The organism is Streptococcus sp. A23 (genome assembly GCF_043674155.1).
In the GTDB taxonomy this organism is placed as follows: Bacteria; Bacillota; Bacilli; order Lactobacillales; family Streptococcaceae; genus Streptococcus; species Streptococcus suis_V.
The window spans coordinates 89,159-104,338 of record NZ_JBIMJP010000004.1 but is presented as its reverse complement, the minus strand read 5'-3'; the positions used below and the strand labels follow the sequence as shown (position 1 = coordinate 104,338).

Annotated in this window: 14 protein-coding genes; 2 read left to right on the top strand and 12 right to left on the bottom strand. The window is 47.3% G+C overall.

Annotated features, from left to right (window positions below; all coding sequences use genetic code 11):
* Positions 1-31 precede the first annotated feature (31 nt).
* The 11 genes from ACHBIE_RS03645 to ACHBIE_RS03595 form a co-directional block, all read right to left on the bottom strand.
* Positions 32-673, bottom strand: coding sequence for a response regulator transcription factor (locus ACHBIE_RS03645; protein WP_105111231.1), 642 nt, complete (start codon positions 671-673; stop codon positions 32-34).
* Positions 645-1,661 carry a sensor histidine kinase gene (locus tag ACHBIE_RS03640; RefSeq protein WP_105123555.1) on the bottom strand — a complete coding sequence of 339 codons (1,017 nt, stop codon included), beginning with the start codon at positions 1,659-1,661 and terminating at the stop codon, positions 645-647. Before ACHBIE_RS03640 ends, ACHBIE_RS03645 begins: the two co-directional genes overlap by 29 nt.
* The gene (liaF, locus tag ACHBIE_RS03635; protein WP_105123453.1) at positions 1,661-2,356 is read right to left on the bottom strand and encodes a cell wall-active antibiotics response protein LiaF; all 696 of its coding nucleotides are present in this window, start codon (positions 2,354-2,356) and stop codon (positions 1,661-1,663) included. The genes ACHBIE_RS03640 and liaF overlap by 1 nt, the downstream gene beginning before the upstream one ends.
* Before the next feature lie 95 nt (positions 2,357-2,451).
* Complete coding sequence (gene pknB, locus ACHBIE_RS03630; RefSeq protein ID WP_105123452.1) at positions 2,452-4,443, bottom strand: Stk1 family PASTA domain-containing Ser/Thr kinase; 1,992 nt, start codon at positions 4,441-4,443, stop codon at positions 2,452-2,454.
* Positions 4,443-5,180, bottom strand: coding sequence for a Stp1/IreP family PP2C-type Ser/Thr phosphatase (locus ACHBIE_RS03625; RefSeq protein ID WP_105111228.1), 738 nt, complete (start codon positions 5,178-5,180; stop codon positions 4,443-4,445). The genes pknB and ACHBIE_RS03625 overlap by 1 nt, the downstream gene beginning before the upstream one ends.
* 33 nt (positions 5,181-5,213) lie before the next feature.
* A complete protein-coding gene (rsmB, locus tag ACHBIE_RS03620) occupies positions 5,214-6,530 on the bottom strand; it encodes a 16S rRNA (cytosine(967)-C(5))-methyltransferase RsmB (protein ID WP_105123451.1) in 1,317 nt (438 codons plus the stop codon).
* Positions 6,511-7,449, bottom strand: coding sequence for a methionyl-tRNA formyltransferase (gene fmt, locus ACHBIE_RS03615; protein ID WP_105123450.1), 939 nt, complete (start codon positions 7,447-7,449; stop codon positions 6,511-6,513). Before fmt ends, rsmB begins: the two co-directional genes overlap by 20 nt.
* Before the next feature lie 162 nt (positions 7,450-7,611).
* The gene (locus ACHBIE_RS03610) at positions 7,612-9,999 is read right to left on the bottom strand and encodes a primosomal protein N' (RefSeq protein ID WP_394732735.1); all 2,388 of its coding nucleotides are present in this window, start codon (positions 9,997-9,999) and stop codon (positions 7,612-7,614) included.
* A gap of 120 nt (positions 10,000-10,119) precedes the next feature.
* Positions 10,120-10,434 carry a DNA-directed RNA polymerase subunit omega gene (gene rpoZ, locus ACHBIE_RS03605; protein WP_105111224.1) on the bottom strand — a complete coding sequence of 105 codons (315 nt, stop codon included), beginning with the start codon at positions 10,432-10,434 and terminating at the stop codon, positions 10,120-10,122.
* Positions 10,435-10,456: 22 nt separating this feature from the next.
* Positions 10,457-11,071, bottom strand: a complete 615-nt coding sequence (gene gmk, locus ACHBIE_RS03600; RefSeq protein WP_105111223.1) for a guanylate kinase — start codon at positions 11,069-11,071, stop codon at positions 10,457-10,459.
* 128 nt (positions 11,072-11,199) lie between these two features.
* Positions 11,200-12,813, bottom strand: coding sequence for a ribonuclease Y (locus ACHBIE_RS03595; protein WP_170242891.1), 1,614 nt, complete (start codon positions 12,811-12,813; stop codon positions 11,200-11,202).
* A 131-nt stretch (positions 12,814-12,944) separates the two neighbouring features.
* Between ACHBIE_RS03595 and ACHBIE_RS03590 the strand changes: the two genes are divergently transcribed.
* Complete coding sequence (locus tag ACHBIE_RS03590) at positions 12,945-13,427, top strand: S-ribosylhomocysteine lyase (protein WP_105111221.1); 483 nt, start codon at positions 12,945-12,947, stop codon at positions 13,425-13,427.
* A gap of 10 nt (positions 13,428-13,437) precedes the next feature.
* Positions 13,438-13,707 (top strand): hypothetical protein, encoded by a 270-nt coding sequence (locus ACHBIE_RS03585; protein WP_394732734.1) that lies wholly within the window; start codon positions 13,438-13,440, stop codon positions 13,705-13,707.
* A 39-nt stretch (positions 13,708-13,746) separates the two neighbouring features.
* Here ACHBIE_RS03585 and ACHBIE_RS03580 read toward each other — a convergent pair whose 3' ends face one another.
* On the bottom strand, positions 13,747-15,171 hold the full coding sequence (locus ACHBIE_RS03580) for a cell division site-positioning protein MapZ family protein (RefSeq protein WP_105111219.1): 1,425 nt from the start codon (positions 15,169-15,171) through the stop codon (positions 13,747-13,749).
* Positions 15,172-15,180: the final 9 nt, after the last annotated feature.

Genomic DNA, 15,180 nt, shown 5'->3' with positions numbered 1-15,180 from the left:
TCATTGAGTATGACTGCCTACCATTATATCACTAATCTTCATCCTGTGCCACCAGTCCATGTTGAAAGGCATAGACGACAGCCTGGGTCCGGTCGCTGACAGCTAGTTTAGACAGGATATTGGAAACATGGGTTTTCACCGTTTTGAGGGAAATGAAGGATTCATCCGCAATCCGCTGATTATCATAGCCCTTGGCAAGCAGGGCCAAAATCTCCCGTTCACGTACGGTCAAATCATCATGCAGGTCTGGATAACGCTTGTGGTGCTCGACCTTCTTCTCCACTTCTGTTTCAATGGCAAATTCCCCACGCGCCACCTTGCGAATGGCAGAGAGAATCTCGTCTGCACTAGAGGTTTTGAGCATATAGCCCTTGGCACCAGCCTCAAGAACTGGATAGATTTTTTCATTGTCCAAATAAGAAGTCAAAATCACAATCTTGACATCCGACCATTCCTTCAAGAGGGCCAGAGTCGCCTCTACCCCTGTCATCTTGGGCATGACCAGGTCCATAACAACCACATCTGGACGCAAATCCAGTGCCTTAGCCAAGCCTTCCTCGCCATCGCTGGCTTCTGCGACAACCTCCACATCAGCCTGTAAATTTAAATAACTTTTCAATCCTAGTCGGACCATCTCGTGGTCATCAACCAGCATCACTCGAATCGTCTTCATCTTCTTTTCCTTTCAGTAGTGGGATACGAATATCAATGGCAACCCCCTTGTTAGGAGCCGTCCGAATCTTGATAGTCCCTGCCATATCTTCCACCCGCTCGCGGATGTTTTGGAGGCCATAGCTGAGCTCCCCATCATCTTCCTGCTGGAAACCAATGCCATCATCTGTCATTTTAAGCTGTAATTCTGTCTCCTTCTGAATCAAGTAGACATCCAGTTGCTTGGCCTTGGCATGGCGCAAGGTATTGGAAATAATCTCCTGGGCAATGCGGAAGAGGTGCTCTTCTATCAGCTTAGGCAATTCTTCCACTTCATGCTGGAAGTGGACCTGGATACTACTCTTGTCGCTGACTTCCCGCAGAATCACATCAAAACCTTCAACCAGGGTCTTACCTTCCAGCTCACTAGGTCGTAAGTGCAGGAGCAAAATCCGCAAATCCCGCTGGGCCGACTCAATCATGTCCTTGACCAAGACCAGCTGCTCTTGCAGGGTTTCTTTCGGTATGGTGGACAGATTTGATGCCAGACCTGATAAAATCATGCTGGTCGCAAAGAGTTCCTGGCTGACCGTATCATGCAGGTCACGGGCAATTCGCTTGCGCTCCCCCTCGACAATTGCTTCCCGTTTGACTAGGTCCTGGTTGTCAATCAATTGGACCTGCCTGGTCAAACTGCGCATTTTCTCAGATAGGTGTAGGAGCAGTTGGTCCTCGTCGCTATCAACCCTAATGGGCTGGTGATTGCTGATTTGCTTAATCTTCATTCTCATGGTCTGCGTGGATAGGAAACTGACCGTCTGAACTAAGATAGATAGAAAGATTGTCAAGAGTATCAGGAGCGAAATCAAGGTCACATAGAGCTGGTCATTGGCCGTCCAAAAGGACATGTCAAATAAGGAATAGCCCAACAAGGGAAGGACTGAGGCAAGGATGACGATAACAATCAGCCCGGCATACCAAATGAGAAAAAATAGCGTTCCTTTCTTCATCATACCCGCACGACCTCCACATCGCCATAGAGGCTATTGATGACAACCTTGACCCGCTTATTGGCAGAAGAATAGTCAGGGGTCGCAATCGAAAAACTCTCATTTCGCAAATCCCAATGTGCATCGCCTAAAAAATAGACACGTCCATACAGACTAGAGGCAGACAGGGATAGCTCGACATCAATAGGAATGATAATTTTAGTCTTACCAAAAGTCTTACGGATAACAACCACATTATCCCGACCAATTAGAACCGTCTGATCCAGGTCAACAACGTCATTGCCAAACAGGCGGATAATATTGATATCCTCAAAACCATACTGGTCCTGGGAATGATCTTTATGACCAAACCACTGGGACTTTTGATGCTGGGATTGAATATGCTGGTCCCCCAGAACTATCTGGGAATACTGGTACTGCTTCTCATAGCGTGAAAAGAAATTAACCAAAATATAGACCACCATCAGCAAAACACCGATAATGAAATAAATATTGAGGAAAAAGACTAAAAATATGAGAGAAAGGGCCGTTGTTAGTAGGGCATTAAGCCCCTTTCTGCCTGTGATATACCAGAATAGAATTAGTATCACTGCGATTAGGAGAAGAGTCCGTGCCGTCTCACTGGCTAGGGTATCAAAAAAGGCCAGCGTAAACAAAATACTCTCTATCAGTATAAAAAATTGGATTTTTTTCATGTAAGGATCCTCTCCCAATATTCTAACAGATTTTAGCAGGATTTGTCTCCTACCCGGGTAGGAATTTTAAGAAAAAAGAGAGGACAATGCCCCTCTTAGTCTGAATTATTTGATGAAGACGTACTAGTCGTCGTTGATTCTTCTGTCGAGCTAGTGCTGCTACTGCTGGACTCTGGTGTCACAGTAGGAATGGATACATAAATTGTGACAGAGTCAGTAATAGGTTGACCTGGCAGAGGACTTTGTCCTACGACCAGATTTCGCTCACTAGTCGAATAACTCGAATCTTCCACGCGCTCAATACTTTTAATTCCCAAAGCTTCCAGCTGTTTTCTAGCATCTGAGTAGGAAGTCGTCAAGATACCAAAATCTGGCATGAGTGGTCGTTGACCTTTTGAAACAATGAGAACCAGGCTAGAACCCTTAGAAACACTGGTATTGGCTGCAGGGTCTGTTCCGATTACCTGACCAGCTTCTAAGTAGTCGCTGTATTCTTCCTTGGTCGAAGAAACCTTCAAACCGACAGCTTCTAGGGCATGGGTAGCATCATTCACACTACGTCCAGATACATCCGGTACATCAACTGGCTCAGCCCCTCTGGAAACAACCAAGACAACGGTTGAACCTTTTGGCTGACTGGTCTCCCATTCTGGCTTAGTCCGAATCACCCGGCCCTGTTTAACCTTCTCGCTATACTCTTCTTCCACTTCCACTTTGAAGCCAAGAGCCTCTAGTTTTTCCTGGGCTTTTGCCAATTCATCACCAGACAAATCAGGAATGTTGACACCTTCTTCCATGGCAATGACAATATTGACACGGGAACCTTCTTTGCGCTTGGAATTAGCAGCAGGTGTTGTCCGAATAACTTGACCTTCTGCGACTTCCGTCGAAGCTTCATTGGTCACCGTACCCACGCGCAATCCGGCTGTCTCAATCTCCTCCGTCGCAACTTCCAAGGTTTGCCCCACAACATTCGGCACTGTCACTGTGGCTGGAGTGTTAAAAAGAATGGCGAAGAAGGCCGCCAAGAGAAGGCCAATAGCAATCATCAACACCTTATAGCGGGTACGAATCCTCTTTTTTGCCTTGGGCTTCTTGGCTGATGACGTCGGCTTAGTTTTTGGAGCAACTGCTACTGGAGCTGGTGAAGACTCCACTGGTGTATCTACTTTTTTCTCTGAAGCAACCTGGGATAATTTAGGCAGGGTTTTTGAATCCACCTTGTTTTCATCCAACACCACCCGCTGCTCATTGCGGCGATTGTAGGACAAGGCTGAAGCCATATCCGTGTACATTTCCGCAATGGACTTGTAGCGGTCTGTCAATTTCTTGGCTGTTGCTTTTAAGACAACATTTTCCAGAGCCTGCGGTACGTTTGGATTGGCCTCGCGGACAGATGGCATGGGCTTTTGAAAATGCTGGAGAGCAATGGTTACAGCGCTATCGCCATCAAAAGGAATTCGTCCTGTCAACATCTCAAAGAGAATGACCCCCATGGCATAAATATCACTTTGCACTGTAGCCTTGGACCCCCGCGCCTGTTCTGGCGAGAGATAGTGAACCGAGCCCAACATCGAATTTGTCTGGGTCAAACTGGTCTCTGCAAAGGCAACCGCAATCCCGAAATCCGTTACCTTGGCCACGCCATCTTGCGTTAGAAGGACGTTCTGAGGTTTCAAATCCCTATGGATAATACCGCGGGTGTGGGCCATACGGATAGCCAGCAAGATTTGCCCCATGATACGGACCGCATCATCATTATCCAAGGGTGAATTTTCCTGGATATAGCGCTTCAAGTCCAGGCCATTAACATATTCCATGGCCAGGTATTGCTGACCATCTTCCTCACCAATATCCGTAATCCGTACGATATTTGGGTGATTGAGATCAGCCATGGCTCTGGCTTCACGCTGAAAACGTTGAACAGCAATTTGATCTGTCTGGTAATTGGTCCGGAGAACTTTTACAGCAACCTCCTCACCATCCAAAATCAGATCCTTTGCCAGGTAGACATCAGCCATTCCTCCTCGGCCTATCTGCCGAATGACCCGATACCGACCGGCAAAAATCTTACCGATTTGGATCATTAGTTAGCCTCCTCCGTGATATGAAGGATGGCAACCGTGATATTGTCCAAACCGCCAGCATTATTAGCGAAACGAACCAGGGTCTCTGCCTTGCTTTCCAACGAAACATCACTCAAGAGGATATCGCGAATATCCTCTGTCGAGACCATATTGGTCAAGCCATCACTGTTGATTAACACGTAATCCCCAACTTCCAAGGTCTTCAAGGCAATATCTGGTTCAACCGGGTCCGCCTGACCAATGGACTGGGTCACAATATTCTTCTGAGGATGGTTCTGCGCCTCTTCTTCTGTCAATTGACCCGCTCGCATAAGAGCTCCAACCAAGGAATGGTCACTGGTCAAGCGTTCATATTCTTCATTATGAACGATACCGATTCTAGAGTCCCCGATATGGGCATAAATCATCTGATTGTCAATAACCACAACCGCTTCTAAGGTTGTTCCCATGCCCTTGTATTCTTCGGTCTGACCCAATTGATAAATCTTTTGATTTTCCTGCTCAATGATGTCAACCATCCATTCACGGACTTCGTTGAGGGTCATAATTTGAGTATCTACCCAGGCAGCACCAAGGTCTGTGGCTGTCATTTCACTAGCAATATGGCCTGCGCGATGACCTCCTAGTCCATCTGCTAGAATAATCAAATCAATTCCTGCTCGGTTGACATAACGATTGACATAATCCTGGTTATTTGATCGTTTTTGTCCAACATCTGTAAGTAATGCAATTTCCATAAGTTTCTTGTTGCTAAGCAACAGCCTCCTTTTCTAGAATCGTCTTCTCAGCTGACCAATGAAAAAGCCATCTGTCTGAAAAAGTTCAGGGGTAATCAGTATCATTCCATCTGTCACAATTGATGATTCTGGATGTGTTAATGCAACTTGTTCAAAATCAGGATGACTGTCTAAAAATTCTCGAAGAACTTCCTGATTTTCTTTTGCAATAATGGTACATGTGCTATAGGTTATTATACCACCTTTTTTAATGGTTTGGCAAACGCTGTCCAGTATCTGCAGCTGTATTTTTTTCAATGCTTCAAAATCCTGACCAGCCTTATTATAGCGAATGTCTGGCTTACGACGGATAAGCCCGATGCCGGAGCAGGGAGCATCCACCAAAATCTTGTCAAAACTATCTGGACCAAAGACTTCATGCACCCGACTGGCATCCAATTTTTGAGTTTCAATCTTATCGGAAAGGCCCAGGCGGTCCGCATTTTCCTGGATAAGAGCCAGCTTGTGGTCATATAAATCCAAGGCCACCACTTTCCCACTATCCAGGTAAGACGCCATGTGGCAGGTCTTACCACCAGGTGCCGCACAAGCATCCAGTACGACTTCATGGCCCTCAAGTTGCAAGGTCGGAGCCACCAGCTGGCTGGTCTCGTCCTGAATGGTCAAAAGACCGGACTTGAAAGCCTCCGTCCCAGCAAAATGTCCATGGGACTTGACTAGGCCAACAGGAGACAAGTGCGACCGCTCCGCTCCCAATGCTGCCTGCAAATCATCCAGACAGCTAGTATCTGTTACACGGACACTAGCCTTATTACGCTGGTGCAGGCTGGCAAAAATCTTCTCCGCCCTCTCATCACCATATTCCGCAACCAAGGTCTGAACCAGCCAGACTGGGACAGAATATTGAACTGACAAACGCTTGTTCTTCCGCTTAATACTAGCTGGGTCAGGCAGGTCCGCCTGGCTGATTTTCCGCAAGATGGCATTGACAAATTTGTCCGTTCCCTTGCTACGCTTGGCTAACTCCACCGCCTCATTGACCACGGCATGGACAGGCAATTTGTCCAAGTAAAGCAGCTGGTACAAGCTCAGCATGAGCAAGTAATAAACCCAGTTGTCCAGCTTGTCCCGGTCATCGATAAAGTGGGCCAGATACCATTCCAGCGTAATTTTTCGTGACACCGTACCATAGACCAATTCCGTAGCCAGCCCCTTGTCCTGGGCTGACAGGTTGGTTCCTTCCAAGGCCTTGTTGAGGGCGATATTGGAGTAGGCTCTCTGTTCAAAGACCTCTGTCAAGACCGCCAGAGCCAGTCCACGCGCTGTTTGCTTACTGTTCACCAAAGACATCTCCTACCTCAATCTCACGGCCAGCCCCATTCAAAAAGTCCGCAATCGTCATCTTGGGCTTGCCCGCTGGCTGAACGGTTTTTAGGGAAATAGCAGAGCTGCCACAGGCGATGACCAGTGTTTTCTTAGTCTTTTCAATGACCTGACCTGGTCTGCCAGACCCTTCCACTTCCAAAGCCTCCTGAATTTTAAAGCGCCCTCCCTGCCAATAGGTATGGGCAACCGGCCAAGGATACATACCACGAATCTGATTAAAAATCTGGCGGGCAGACTTGGCCCAGTCCAAAACTTCCTCCTCAGGCTGAATATTGGGCGAGAAGGTCACCTGTTCAGGGTCTTGTGCCACCGGCTTGATGTCGCCAGCCATATAACCCGGTAAGGTTTTCAAGAGCAGGTCACGACCGACCACCGCTAGTTTTTCAAAAAGGGTGCCGACATTATCTGTCTCTTCAATGGCAATGTTGTCGCTTGAAATCATGTCACCCGCATCCATTTCCTTGACCATTTCCATAATAGTCACTCCGACACGCTCATCTCCGTTGATAAGAGCATAATGAATGGGCGCGCCACCGCGGTACTTGGGCAAGAGCGAGGCATGGACATTGACCGCAAAGTCAACAGAGTCCAGCAGCTTGATCGGTAAAAATTGACCAAAGGCCGCTGTCACAATTCCGTCCGCTCCCAATTCCATAATGTCCGCCATTTCCTGGCTGCCTGATAATTTTTCCGGCTGGTAAACAGGCAAGTCGTACTCCAAGGCCACCTGCTTGACCGGTGTCATTTGGATGGTTTTCTTGCGCCCAACCGCTCGGTCAGGCTGGGTCACCACCGCCAAAACCTCATAGGAGCCCTCTGCCAAAATACCTTTCAAAACAGTCGCTGAAAACTCAGGCGTTCCCATAAAAATCAATTTTGTCATCTCTGCTCCTTCATCCTCTATTTAGTATCCCTTAATTATACCATTTTTATGGATAATTGCCTTAACTGGGACTTGAAATCTATATAGCAAAAAGGCTGGACACACCTGTCCAACCTCATATATTGTACCTCAAGAACAGATACTGTCAATGTTCAAAGAGTATCACATCATATTTTGCGGTTCATTATCAATCACCAGGCGCAAGTCCTGGTTGTCCCGCTCCTGGGTCCAGTCCAAAATCCGATTGAGGACCTGCTCCAGCTGCTCCTCCCGCCGGTACTTGAGAATGATTTGATAATGGTAAAGATTATGGGTACGGGCGATAGGCTTGGGCGTCGGCCCCAAAATCTGAATCTGCTCCGTCAAGTTCTCCCGCAAGAGCTGCACCGTCTCATAGGCCTTTTTGATGACAAGATCCTCCGACTTATGAGAAAAGGTCAAGCCCACCGTGAAATAGTAAGGCGGATAGCCCAGACTTTTCCGAATGCCCATCTCATACTGATAGAAGCCCTCGTAGTCCTGGTTCTTGGCAAAGGCAATGGCATAATGATTGGGATTATAGGTCTGGATAATGACCTCCCCCTCCTTGTCTGCCCGACCTGCTCGACCAGCCACCTGGGTCAATAATTGGAAGGTCCGCTCGGATGACCTGAAGTCTGGCAAATTCAGCGCCGTATCCGCATTGAGCACCCCTACCAAGGTCACATTTGGAAAGTCCAGTCCCTTGGCAATCATCTGGGTCCCCAGCAAGATATCTGCCTCCTGTCGACCAAATTTCTCCAAAAGGGCCTCATGGGCACCTTTTTTCTTGGTCGTGTCCACATCCATCCGAAGGATACGAGCATTCGGCAGCAATTCCTGCAACTCATCATAGGCCTTCTGGGTCCCCGTACCGTAGTAGCGAATGGCCCGACTCTGACAGTTAGGACAGACCTGGGGAATGGGCTTTTGAAAATTGCAATAGTGGCAATTCATAGACCGGCTGTCCATGTGTAGGGTCAAAGAAATATCACAGTTTGGACACTGGTCCACCGTCCCACAATCCCGACACATGACAAAGGAAGAATAGCCACGGCGATTGAGCATGAGGACCACCTGCTCCTTACGAGCCAGCTTTTCCTGGATTTTTTCTATCAAAACCGGCGTAAAATTACTAGCCTCATGCTGGCCGATATAATCTCTGAAATCAATGACCTGGACCTCTGGTATCCTGGCCTGCGGATTGGCTCGCTGATTGAGGACCAGCCTACCGTAAAGACCGCGACTGGCACGGGCACGAGTTTCTAGGCTTGGCGTAGCCGACCCCAAAACCAGGACAGCCTGGTTGTAGTCCGCCCGCAGCTTTGCCACGTCTCTGGCATGGTAGCGAGGATTGGAGTCCTGCTTATAGGTCGCCTCATGCTCCTCATCGATGATAATGGCTCCTAGATTTTTTAAGGGAGCAAAAATCGCCGACCTGGCACCGACCACCACCTGGGCCTCCCCCCGCTCAATCTTACGCCACTCGTCGTACTTCTCCCCGTCTGACAGGCCTGAGTGCAGGATGGCCACCTGCTGGCTGAAACGCGCGATAAAACGATTGGTCATCTGGGGCGTCAGCGAAATCTCCGGCACCAGCATGATAGCCGTCTTACCCATCTTGAGGACCTGGTCAATGACCTGCAGATAGACCTCTGTCTTGCCAGAGCCTGTCACCCCCTGCAGCAGATAGGTCTGGCTCTCCTGGCCGACCTTGGACAGGATTTCCTTGACCGCTATGGCCTGCTCTGGATTGAGGGAAAGCGCCTGGCTGACCCCTACCTTATCAAAGAGAGCTTGGGTCCGCGAGACCTCCTCCTCCCAGACTTCTATATAGGCATTTTCTTGGAAATAGCGGAGCGTATCAGCTGAAAAGTCCTTTTTCAAGCTGGCTAGAGGCTGTTCATCAGTATGTTCCAGTAAGTAGGCCTTCAAAGCCAGCCGTTTCTTGGCACGGGCGGGTATCTCTGCTTGCATGAGCTGGTCCCGATTTACCCGGTACCATTTTTCAGTCTTGATTTGCTTTTTGTCCTTGGCCACATAGTCGACCAAGATTTTGCCTGCCTGGGCAAGCCGCATGATGCGGGCCTGCTCAGACACATCCAGGTCTGAAAAACGGACCTGGTCCCTACCGCCAAACAGGCTTTCCTGCTCTGCTATTTCCAAACCAAGCCCAGGACGGAGAATTTTGTCATAGGTTGAGTTGAGGAGGCTGGGTAGCATAGCCTTGAGCAGGGTGATTTTGTAGGCGAATACCGTCTTGCGCATCTGGTCTGCCAGCCAAAATTGCTCCTTGTTGAGGACTGGCGAATAGTCCAGCACTTCCACAATGGGCTTGATGTCCTGGGTCCCCTCTGGCAATTCCTCAGTCAAGCCGACCACGATGCCCTGAATCAGCCGATTACCCTTTCCAAAGGGCACATGGACTCGGATACCAGGTACAATTCCCGCCTCAAATTCTTCAGACACTAGATAGGTATAGGCTTGGTCCGTCTGCATGAGCGGCACGTCTACGATAATCTGTGCGTACATAGATCCTCCTTTCGTGATGGTTTGGATAGGTTTCACTCTTTTATCAATGGTTCAATAAATACTTCAAAAGACTATCAAATGGAAAAGAAACCCGGATGGTCCCCCAGCCGAGTTTTGAATTTAGATTTTCTCGCCGTCTTCTTTTTCTTTGGCGATTTGTTCTTTGATTTTGCGCTCTTCTTCTTCAGCCAAGCGTTTTGCTTCTTCAGCCTTGCGACGAACAGCCTCACGTTTCGCTTCTGGGTCTGGATGGATGACCACATTGCCTGCCTCGATTTCTTCCAAGGCACGGAGGGTTGATTTTACAGAAGTAAATTCTTGCGTTGGCTTAGCGCCTGCCTCCAATTCGTGAGCACGCTTAGCCTCCAAAATAACCAATGAATACTTAGATGGTACCTTGTCCAACAAGGTATCAATAGACGGTTTTAACATCATAGGACTTATTCTCTTTTCTAACTTAAATATTTTTAATCATGTCGTTGTACTTGCCAATCACACGGTCCACACGGAAATGTTCCGCCTCAATCACGCGCTTGACCAATTCCGCTGCCTTTGGCACCTCATCATTGACAATGGCATAGTCATACTCACGCATGAGAGCAATCTCTTCCTTGGCACGCTCAATCCGCTTGGCAATAACCTCTTCCGAGTCTGTCCCACGACCGACCAAACGGTCTTTGAGCTCTTCCAAATCTGGCGGAGTTAGGAAAATAAAAACTGCATCTGGCACTTTTTTCTTGACCTGGAGGGCACCCTGGACCTCAATCTCAAGAAAGACATCGATTCCCTTGTCCAGGGTTTCATTGACATAGGTCAAGGGTGTACCGTAGTAGTTGCCAACATACTCAGCGTATTCCAGCATTTGTCCCTGACGAATCAACTCCTCAAACTCCTCTCGGCTCCGGAAATGATAATCAACCCCGTCCACCTCACCTGGACGCTGAGCCCGGGTCGTCATAGACACCGAATACTCAAATTTATTACCTGGATGGCTAAAAATTTCCTGCCGAACTGTTCCTTTCCCTACACCAGAAGGACCGGAAAATACGATGAGTAAGCCTCTTTCCTGCATGTTATCTCCTTTAAATCTTTCATTCTAGTGTAGCAAAATTCTCAGCAAATATCAACTGATTTTAAATCTGGAAACCAGATTTTTCCGGCTCTTGAAGAACAACAAAAAGAGCCGAAGCTCCTTCTGTCTTATTTTGCAATGTCAGTTGCTCGCGTCTCACGGATGACCGTAATCTTGATATTTCCTGGATAATCCAGATTATTTTCAATTTTCTCACGGACATCATGAGCCAGAATCGTAATCTTATCATCACTGATTCTATTTGGATGAACGATAATCCGAATCTCACGACCTGCCTGGATAGCATAAGCCTGCTTGATGCCGTCAAAGCTATGGGCAATTTCTTCCAGGTCTTGGAGACGCTTGATATAGGCCTCCATCGATTCACGACGGGAACCTGGACGGGCTGCACTGAGGGCATCCGCTGCAGCAACGATTACTGCAATGGTGCTGGTCGCTTCCACATCACCGTGGTGGCTGGCAACCGTATTGACAACCACTGGATGTTCCTTGTATTTCTTGGTCAATTCTGTACCAATCTCAACGTGGCTACCGTCCACCTCGCGGTCAATCGCCTTACCGACGTCATGCAAGAATCCAGCACGGCGGGCCAAATTAACATTCTCACCCAACTCTGCAGCCAAAATACCTGACAACTTGGCCACCTCAATCGAGTGACGGAGCACATTCTGACCGTAGGAGGTACGGAAATGCAGACGTCCCATAATCTTAATCAAGTCAGGATGCAGGTTAGGAGCGCCTACTTCATAGGCAGCCGCTTCACCATATTCACGGATGCGGTTATCCATCTCAACACGGTATTTCTCCACCAACTCCTCGATACGAGCCGGGTGGATACGACCGTCCTGAAGCAGAGTCTCCATGGTCATCCGCGCGATCTCCCGGCGAATCGGGTCAAAACCGGAAAGGACAACTACCTCAGGCGTATCATCAATGATAACGTCAATCCCTGTCAAGCTTTCAAAGGTACGGATGTTGCGACCTTCGCGACCGATAATTCGGCCCTTCATGGCATCATCCGGCAGATGAACCGAGGTAATAGTTTGTTCCGCAACATATTCACCCGAAATTCGCTGCATGGCCTGCGCTAGAAGGTCTTTGGCCATCTTATCAGACCGCTCTTTGACCTCTCGCTCAGCCTCCTTGATACGGGTTGCAATCTCGTGGGTCAATTTATCACGAGTCGCTGCAAGAATCTGCTCTTTGGCTTCTTCCTGGCTCAGCGAAGCAACGCGTTCCAACTCAAGAGCTTTCTGCTCTTCTAATTTCGCGACTTCTTGCTCACGCTCATCAATATGTTTAGTTTTATCTGTCAGGCTTTGTTCTTTTTGCTCCAAAGCCTTCTCTTTGTTTGTTAAATTATCATCTTTACGATCTAAGCTACTAGCACGTTCAGTCAATCGTGACTCAATTTGCTTTAATTCTTGTCGTTCTGACTTAAATTCATTTGCTACTTCTTCTCGATATTTACGAGCCTCTTCCTTGGCCTCCAAGAGTAATTCTTTTTTCAAGGTTTGGCGATCACGCTCAGCTGTTTTTAAAATAGCTTCAGCTTGATCTTCCGCACGACCACGAACATTACTTGCTTCTTGTTCAGCATTCAAAAGTGTCAATTCTGCAGTTTCTTTTGCAGCTTTCATCTTCAAAGAAATGGCAAAGTAACCAATTACTAAACCAATGAGAGCAGAAATCAAGGTCACTACAAGTGTAATGATATCCATCTTCCTACCTCTTTCAATTTTATTTTGCATTACACAAAATCTGAATCTATTTTACCATAATTTAAACGATTTCACAATTGCAAATTGACAAATATGGTATAATGTTTTCATCAACCCAAATGGAGGAAATTATGACCAAAGAAGTTATTGTAGAAAGTTTTGAACTGGACCACACTATCGTCAAAGCCCCGTATATCCGCTTGATTTCTGAGGAGATTGGACCAAAGGGTGATGTCATCACCAACTTTGATATTCGCCTCATCCAACCCAATGAAAATGCCATGGATACAGCGGGGTTGCACACCATTGAACACCTGCTGGCTAAGCTGATTCGCCAACGGATTGACGGACTCATAGACTGCTCACCTTTCGGTTGCCGAACCGGTTTTCACATGATTATGTGGGGCAAGCAAGATTCTGTCCAAATCGCTGAAGTCATTAAATCTAGTTTGGAAGAAATCGCAGACGGCATTAGCTGGGAAGATGTTCCTGGGACAACCATCGAGTCTTGTGGTAACTACAAGGACCACAGCCTCCATTCTGCCAAAGAATGGGCCAAACTAATCCTTTCTCAGGGCATTTCGATAGATGCCTTTGAACGAAAACCCATTTAAGGAGCTTGGTATGAAGAAAATCCTTCTTGTTGCTCTGGCACTGGCTAGCCTGATGATGCTGTCAGCTTGCGGTAACAAGACATTTTTTGACACCAACTATACCTTCAATTATGCCCAGGTCAAACTTCCCGATGGAAGCATCAAGACTGGTAAGGTCAAAGAGTGGACTGATTACAGCGATGGCGACCAATTGCAAATTCGCTTTGAAGACGGAACGACCTATCTCGTCCATTCCAGCCAGGCAGTTTTGTCTGTAGATGAAATTGAAACCACACCATAACATAAGAAAAAAGCGGTCTCCCGCTTTTTTCTTATGTTCCTAATAATCTAAGGCATCTGCATTTCCACGCGCATTTCCGACAAAGTAACCGGTCTTAGCATTGATAGAAAAGAGATAGGTGCCATCTGGTTTAAACATATTGTAGTAGCCATTACCATTGATGATATTGACCTTCTCCAAGATATACTGATTACCTGTGATATAGCCACGTTTTTGAGATGTTTCGACAATTTTTTCCAAAATACCTGGGTTAAAGGTCCAAGCAGGATTGTTAACGTCATCAATCATGGCTTGGTTATAAGGCACGCGGCTCAAGTGACGTTGCAAGGTCACACCAGGAGGAACTGGAATCCCGAATTGGGATGCTGCATTTTGCACTTCGGCAGGACTTGTTGACGCGCTGGCAAGCGCTGATGCTGCACTTGATTCTGCAGGAGCTGGTGCTGGGGTTCCAGCCTGGGCAGCTGGCGCTGCTTGTTCAGCCGGTGCGACCGCTCCAGCAACAGCCTGTTGGTTTTCCTCTTGTGATCGAGCAAAGTTTACAGCTGAAGTGATCGTCGCATCAACACCGCTGATTCCAGTCGCAACCGCTTCTAGAGTTGCTCCAGCCTTAACAGTCGCCGTGGTATCCAATTCGCCATCAACAAGAATCGGCTTATCAAATTGTTCATTGATGCCGTTGACAGCTGCGATAGCTTTTTCTAATTTATCATAGTTGGCCTTGGCTTCCTTATAAGCATCACTGTCTGGATCAATCTTGTCCAAGAGTGCCTTTAATTCCTCTAATTTACCAAATTCTGAATTCTTCAATTTAGACAAGCTCGAATCCGTAAAGAAGCTCTCGTACAGCTTGGTAAAGTCTGTAAACTCGGATGGAGTTGAGCTTGATGAGGTTGTACTAGAAGACTGTTTGGTCGAACTTGATGACGAAGTGCTAGAAGCTGTCTGACCTGCATTATTTTGGTTCATCCAGAAAAAGAGGGAAGCTAAAATAGCAATCAATGCCGCCAAGAGGGTTCCAAAAATCCAGAATCCTTTTTTCTTGGGCTTTTCTTCGGATCCATCTGTCAAATCAAAATAAGCGACTTCTTCTGCAGGAGTTTTTAGAGGCTCAACAACAGGGCTTGACTCAACTGGCTTCGGTTCTTCTTGTGAATGTGCTGCCACAGCTGCAGCTGCCGTTTCCAACTCATCCGAAGTCAAGCTAGCTGATTCAACCACCGGAATAACAGTCGAATCCTTGATGACAGGGATTGTTCTTGTCTCAAATTTTTGAGATTCAATCTCATCTCGGTGTTGCTTGATGTAGCGGTCTAAAAGGCCATCCGTATCGGTAATGCCAGCCTCAATTTCCTGCTGTTTTTGTGCTGCCTGACCGATGGTCATATCTTTTGCTGCTTCAAAGTCCAGAATCTGCTCGTCCTTAACTGGCTCTGCTTGTGCCTTCTCATGTTTCTTTGACATATCTACCTC